The sequence below is a fragment of the Frankia sp. CeRuru1 genome (assembly GCF_977966315.1).
Genome location: NZ_CDWWEW010000501.1, coordinates 1 through 3,051, shown reverse-complemented (window position 1 = coordinate 3,051; position 3,051 = coordinate 1). Strand labels below are relative to the sequence as shown.

At 73.0% G+C, this 3,051-nt stretch carries 4 protein-coding genes; all 4 read left to right on the top strand.

Features of this window, described 5'->3' with window-relative positions:
• The coding region (locus AC08OP_RS23460) for a hypothetical protein (RefSeq protein WP_476616153.1) at positions 1–182 on the top strand (182 nt) is incomplete at its 5' end.
• A gap of 617 nt (positions 183–799) precedes the next feature.
• Positions 800–928: a hypothetical protein gene (locus AC08OP_RS23455; protein WP_462186757.1), complete on the top strand. Its 129-nt coding sequence runs from the start codon at positions 800–802 to the stop codon at positions 926–928.
• Between the two features lie 294 nt (positions 929–1,222).
• Complete coding sequence (locus tag AC08OP_RS23450) at positions 1,223–1,651, top strand: ATP-binding protein (RefSeq protein ID WP_462186758.1); 429 nt, start codon at positions 1,223–1,225, stop codon at positions 1,649–1,651.
• A gap of 147 nt (positions 1,652–1,798) precedes the next feature.
• Positions 1,799–3,037, top strand: a complete 1,239-nt coding sequence (locus tag AC08OP_RS23445) for a lysylphosphatidylglycerol synthase transmembrane domain-containing protein (RefSeq protein ID WP_476616152.1) — start codon at positions 1,799–1,801, stop codon at positions 3,035–3,037.
• Positions 3,038–3,051: the final 14 nt, after the last annotated feature.

The window sequence follows — 3,051 nt, the reverse complement described above, 5'->3', positions numbered from 1 at the left end:
GCACCGGTTGGCCGCGGAACACCCCGCCCAGCGGGGTGTTCCGCGGCCAACCGGTGCCCGGCCACGACTGCCCGGCGGGCGGCAACATGCTCCCAACGGATACTCCTCGGACCGGTATCCGACGGGCGGGTACCCCACGGACCGGGACCGGTCCACCGCGGACAGCTACCCGCCGGCCGTAAACCCGTCGGTGGCCCGGGGCGATGTCGTCGTGCCGTCGTCCCGGCCCGCTCCCTCGATCTCCGGTCCGGTCGAGATGGCCACGGCCAGGGTCGAGACGCCGCGCCCGATGACCGGAACCGGAACCGGGCCGGGCGGCCCGTCAGACCCCGGTCACGCGGTGCCGGGGCCCGGACGCCACCAGGGCCGGCCATCACCCCAGCCGGGGCCGACGCCGCCGGAATCCATCCGGTCGGGATCTAGGCAGCCGGGATCTAGGCATCGCGGGCAGCCCGACCGCGGGCAGCCAGGCCCGGCCGAGTCCCCGGGACGCCCCGCGGGGAACAGGGCGAGAGCCTGGGTAGACCGTCCCCGAGCACCGGAGCGGCGCGTGGAACCGGGTGGGCAACCGGCGAGGGACCGGCCCGGCCCACGGCCCATCGGCCGTCCCGACCATCCCGGGCCGACCTCCGATCGGAACCCGACCCCGCCCGACGGGCGCGCCCCGGACGGAACCGGTGGTGTACCGCACGGCTCCGGTCGCCGGTACGCGCAACCCGGGATCGACCCGCCGAACTCGTCGCACCCCGGTCGGGCTGCCATGCCGCGAACGGCCGCACGAGCGGATGCGGATGCGGACATGGTGCCGCCTCCCCGCGGCAACCTATCGGCGGCGGCGGCCCGCATCGACCAGACCGCGGTCGACGAGGTCACGCGGGCCTGGATGGCTCGCCGCGAGTCGGTGCTGGACGGCATCGACGTCATCTGACGCCATCCCCCGACTCGGTCACCCGCTCGGCCGTCCCAGCGGGGGGAGGCCGACCCGCCCCGGCGCGGCTCCCCGGCCCGACGCCCGGCCGGGGAAGCGCCGATGCTGTCCTCGGCGCGTCGCGTCGCCCGGATGTCCCGGTCGCGGTATCCAGATGCGTCGCGTGGCCGTTGCCTGGCTCGACGACCACAGAGGGTCAGGTTTGGGGGGGCGGTCATGGTGGCAGTAACGCGACGCGGCAGACCCCCGCACCGGGACGATGACCGTGCCTGACGACCCCACGGAAGGTGAGGCGTGGCCGAAGCTCTCAGCGCACGCTTCGACCTGCCCGCCGATCCCCGTGCCGCCAGCCGAGCCCGCCGGCTGGTCACCGAGCTGCTCGCCGCTTGGGGTCGCCCGGAGACCGTCGAGGTCGCGCAGCTGCTCGTCAGTGAGGTCGTGACGAACGCGGTGCGCTTCGTCGGTGCCCGCGCCGCCCTGTGCCTCACGCTGTCCCTGCGCGACGACCGGATCCGCATCGCGGTCGACGACGGAAGCTCGCTGTGGCCGGTGCTGAAACCCGCCCACGATGACGACGAGTCGGGCCGGGGCATGCATCTGGTCGCCGCGCTGGCGATGCAGTGGGGTGTCGTCGAGATGCCGGACACCCGGGGGTCAGGCAAGCAGGTCTGGTTCGACCTGCCACGCCAACAGGATCCGATCGAGGCGGTCTGCGGCTCCTGACCAGGGCCGCCGACCGATTCCTCCCGAAGCGTCGTCGCGCGACTTCCGGTGGCTAGGTTAGCAATAAGGATGCTTCAGCTGCTGTTCAGCCAAGCCGCATACCGTCGAGCCGCGTACCGTGACGTACGTCTCCTCTGCATCACGACCGTGATCGCACCTGTCGATCCTACGGGGGTAGTCATCGAGACTCCGGTCCTGCTCGGCGCTGACAGCGCCGAGAGCGCCGCGCCCGCGCCCCCGCTTCCACCACCGGCGGTGCTGACCCGGCAGCTACTACGACGCTCTGGTGCCCACCCGGGCGGCAACTCCGACGACGTGGCTGCAACGGCACCGACCTCTGCAACGGCACCGAGGGTCGAGCTCGTCGCCTCCCCGGCCGGTGACGCCCACGTCTTCGCCGAGCCGCTCGCGCTCCGTCTCGGGCCGGTCCGATCGGCCCGGTCCCGGCGACGCAACGTCCTGCTCGCCGGCATGCTCGCCGTTCCCCTCACCATCCTGGCCGTGCGCTTCCGCGGCGACATGGCCTCACGGCTGGCCGGCGTTCCCGCGCCCCGCTGGCACTGGCTCGTCATCTGCGCGCTCTCCTCGGTCTTGTTCTACTTCGCCAACGGCCTGTCCACGCGGGCGGCCAGCGGCCTGCGGATCGAGCTACGCACCGCGACCGGCCTGCAGGTCGCGGCGGCGGCGGCGAACCGGATCGTGCCCGCGGGTCTCGGGGCCATCGCGGTCCATCTGCGTTTCCTGGAACGGCGCGGGATGACGCGTCCCGCGGCCTTGGCGGCCATCACGTCAATCAAGGTGGCCGGCGGGGTGGCGCACCTCGGGGGCATCGTCCTGGTCGCCGGCACCCTCAGCGACTCGGGCATCGGCGCGGCCCTGGCTAACCCGCTGCGGTCCACTGTCCAGGGGCTCGGGCCGGGGCCGTTCGTGCTCGGCTGTGGGGCGGTCTGCGCGCTCGTGACGGGCACCGTGGCCCATCCGCGGATCCGGTCGAAGGCCCGGCCGGCAGTGCGGGCCTTCGACACTCATCTGAAGATCCTCGCCCGTTCCCCGTGCCGGACTCTGGTGCTGCTGCTGTCCCAAATAGGGACACGCTTCTTCCAGATCCTCGCGCTCGCCTGCACGGTCTGGGCATTCGGCACCAGCATGACGTTGATGTCCGTTGCCGCGGTCTACCTCATCGGCTCGATGGTAGCCGGCGCGGCGCCGACAGCCGGCGGCATCGGCGCGATCGAACCGGCACTCGCCTTCGGGCTCGCAGCCGCGGGTGGTACGGCGGCGTCCATGTTCACCGCGGTCCTCGTCTACCGCCTGATCAGCTTCTGGCTGCCGGTGCTGCCGGGGATCCTCATGCTGGCCTGGCTGCGCCGCACCGGCGACCTGTAGGCGGGGGGCAGGGG

Excerpts from the sequence above, each read along its gene's own strand:
- AC08OP_RS23455 (WP_462186757.1), top strand. The coding sequence starts at position 800 with ATGGTGCCGCCTCCCCGCGGCAACCTATCGGCGGCGGCGGCCCGCATC.